Raw genomic sequence first — 2,869 nt, forward strand, 5'->3', positions numbered from 1 at the left:
CGCCCCGACGGGGCGGCCGGTGAGCGCCAGGTGAGTGCCCAGTTCGCCGGGGGCGGCGGCCAGCAGGCGGGTGCCTCCGACATCGGGCACGAAGCCGATCGCGGTCTCGGGCATGGCGACGCGTGAGCGTTCGGTGACGACCCGGATTCCGGCGTGGGCCGACACCCCGACCCCGCCGCCCATCACGATGCCGTCCATCAGGGCGACGTACGGCTTGGGGAATCGGGCGATGCGGGCGTTGAGGCGGTACTCGTCCCGCCAGAATTCCAGGGACTCGCGTCCCGAGGCCCGGGCGTCGTCGTGCAGGGCGCGGATGTCCCCGCCGGCGCACAGGCCCCGGTCGCCCGCCCCGGACAGCAGCACCGAGTCGATCGCCTCGTCCTGCTCGGCGCGGGCCAGGGCCTCGTCGAGGAGCCGCACCATGGTGTGGCTGAGGGCGTTGAGGGCCCTGGGACGGTTCAGTGTGAGGTGCATGCATGTGCCCCTCGTCTCCAGCAGGACGGGCCGGTCGTCGTTCATGCGTGCGCTCCGCTCGCTGGGCTCATGGACACGTAGGACGCCTCCATGGTCGCGGACGGCCCTCGGCTGCCGTTCCGCGGCCCCCGGACCGGCCGCTGTGGCACTCCGCAGGATGCGGCTCGACAATTGAGGCCTGCGGGGCGCGCCGACGCGCTGCCCCGCCGGACGACCTCCGGAGCAGGAATGACCGACGACGAACGGCGGCAGGACGCCGAAGCCTCTCCGCTCCGTCGGATCGACCGGAAGACCAACGGTGAGATCCGGCCGACGGAACGCCTCGCCATGAATCGGACCGGCAGCTTCGACTGGGATCTGGACGCCCGGACCCTGGACATCGACGAGGCCGGGCTCATGGTGTTCGGCGTGGATCCGGCGACGTACGACGCACGGCCGGGCGCCCTGCTGGAGCATCTGGAGCCGGCGGAACGGGCCCGGCTCGACGTCACGATCGACGAGGCCATCACCGGCGGCAGCAATTCGTACAGCGTCCACTTCCGCGTACCGCTGGACGACGGGACCACGCAGTGGACCCACGTCCAGGCCCGCATCCTCCGTTCGAAGGACGGAAGGGCCCACCGGATCGTGGGCGTCGTCCGGGACGCGACGGCAGAGGTCACCCATTCGGCCTTCGTTCTCGATCTGGAAAAGCGGCGGCAGCGCCAGACCAATATCGTTGAACGCACAACGAGTGCCATGTCCCGCGCGGTGACCGTGGACGATGTGACCGCCGCCCTCACCGGACCCGGCGGGCTGGCGCGGCTCGGTGCGGACGGTCTCGCCCTGGGGCTCGTGGAGAACTCCGCGCTGAACATCGTCGCGCTGAGCGGCGAGTCGCTCGAAGTGCTCGACGGGCTCGGCTCCGGCGACCTCGACCGCAACCTCCCCCTCGCGGACACCATCCGCAGCGGACGCCCCCGCTTCATCACCTCGCTCGCCGCGCTGGCCCGGCGCTACCCGGAACTGGAGCCGCATCTCGGCAGACTCAGGTTCCGGGCGGCGGCGTATCTCCCGCTGGTGGCCCAGGCCCGGTCGCTCGGCGGGCTGGCCCTCTTCTACCGCGAGCGCACGGTCTTCAACGCCGACGAGCGCATTCTGTGCCTGGGACTCGCCGCCATCGTGGCCCAGTCCCTGCAGCGGGCGATGCTGTTCGACGAGGAGCGGGAGTTCGCCACCCAGCTCCAGTCCGCGATGCTCCCGCCCCGAATACAGGACATCGAGGGCGGCGAGATCGCGGTTCGCTACCACGCCGCGTGGAGCGGCCGGCAGGTCGGGGGCGACTGGTACGACGTGATCACCCTGCCCAAGAACCGTTACGGGCTGGTCGTGGGGGACGTCCAGGGGCACGACACCCACGCGGCCGCGATCATGGGCCAGTTGCGCATCGCCCTGCGCGCGTACGCATCCGAAGGGCACCCGCCGGCGACCGTGCTGGCACGAGCTTCCCGCTTCCTGGCCGAACTGGACACCGAGCGCTTCGCCACGTGCACGTACGCCCAGGTCGACCTGGCGTCAGGAGCGGTGCAGGTGGTCCGGGCCGGGCACCTCGGCCCGTTGATCCGCCACGTCGACGGGCGGGTCGGCAGCCCGCAGGTGCGCGGCGGGCTGCCGCTGGGCACTTCGACGGACCTTCTGGACGAGGAGTATCCGGAGACCCGCCTCGACCTGGTGCCCGGTGAGACGTTCGTGCTGTACACGGACGGGTTGGTGGAGGAGCCCGGAGCCGACCTCGACGCCGGGATCGAGGCGCTGCGCAACGAGGTCAGCGCCGGGCCCGCGGGAGCCGAGGCGTTGGCCGATCACCTGTCGGAACGACTGTGGGAACGATGGGGATCGGGGGACGATGTGGCGCTTCTGGTCCTGCGCCGCAGCCCTGACGTGGGGTCGTCGCACGCGCCGCGGCTCCACCAGTACATCCACCAGGCGGACCCGGAAGGGCTCTCGGACGCGCGGGCGATCGTGCGCCAGGCCCTCGCCGACTGGGACATGGCAGAGTTCGCCGACGACGCGGAACTCGTCACGGGCGAGCTGTTGGTGAACGTGCTCCTGCACACCGAGGGCGGGGCCGTGCTGACGTTGGAGGTGCTGCCCGAACCGGTACGGCGGATCCGGCTGTCGGTCCAGGACCGGTCCAGCGCCTGGCCCCGTCGGCGTACGCCGGGTGAGACGTCCACCTCCGGCCGGGGTCTGCTCCTGCTCGACGCGGTCGCCACGCGCTGGGGGATCGAGCCCCGCGGCGAGGGCAAGGCCGTCTGGTGCGAGATCGGCCCCACTCCCCCGCCGGCCACCGTGCCACCGCCGTCGGTCGCGGAGCGGTGACGGACGAAGAGGGGGTGCCGCATCACCACGGTGA

Annotated in this window: 2 protein-coding genes; one reads left to right on the top strand and one right to left on the bottom strand. The window is 71.7% G+C overall.

Features of this window, described 5'->3' with window-relative positions; genetic code table 11:
- Positions 1–519, bottom strand: a 519-nt coding sequence (locus ACFWM7_RS34775) for an enoyl-CoA hydratase/isomerase family protein (protein WP_383268640.1), incomplete at its 3' end; no start/stop codon positions are given.
- 183 nt (positions 520–702) lie between these two features.
- On the opposite strand from ACFWM7_RS34775, the gene ACFWM7_RS34780 reads away from it, so the two are divergent.
- Positions 703–2,835 carry a SpoIIE family protein phosphatase gene (locus tag ACFWM7_RS34780; RefSeq protein ID WP_383268642.1) on the top strand — a complete coding sequence of 711 codons (2,133 nt, stop codon included), beginning with the start codon at positions 703–705 and terminating at the stop codon, positions 2,833–2,835.
- The last annotated feature ends 34 nt before the right edge of the window (positions 2,836–2,869 follow it).

The sequence above is a fragment of the Streptomyces sp. NPDC058375 genome, from assembly GCF_042723425.1.
Taxonomy (GTDB): Bacteria; Actinomycetota; Actinomycetes; order Streptomycetales; family Streptomycetaceae; genus Streptomyces; species Streptomyces durocortorensis.

Coding starts and splice junctions, on each gene's coding strand:
- ACFWM7_RS34780 (WP_383268642.1), top strand. CDS start 703: ATGACCGACGACGAACGGCGGCAGGACGCCGAAGCCTCTCCGCTCCGT.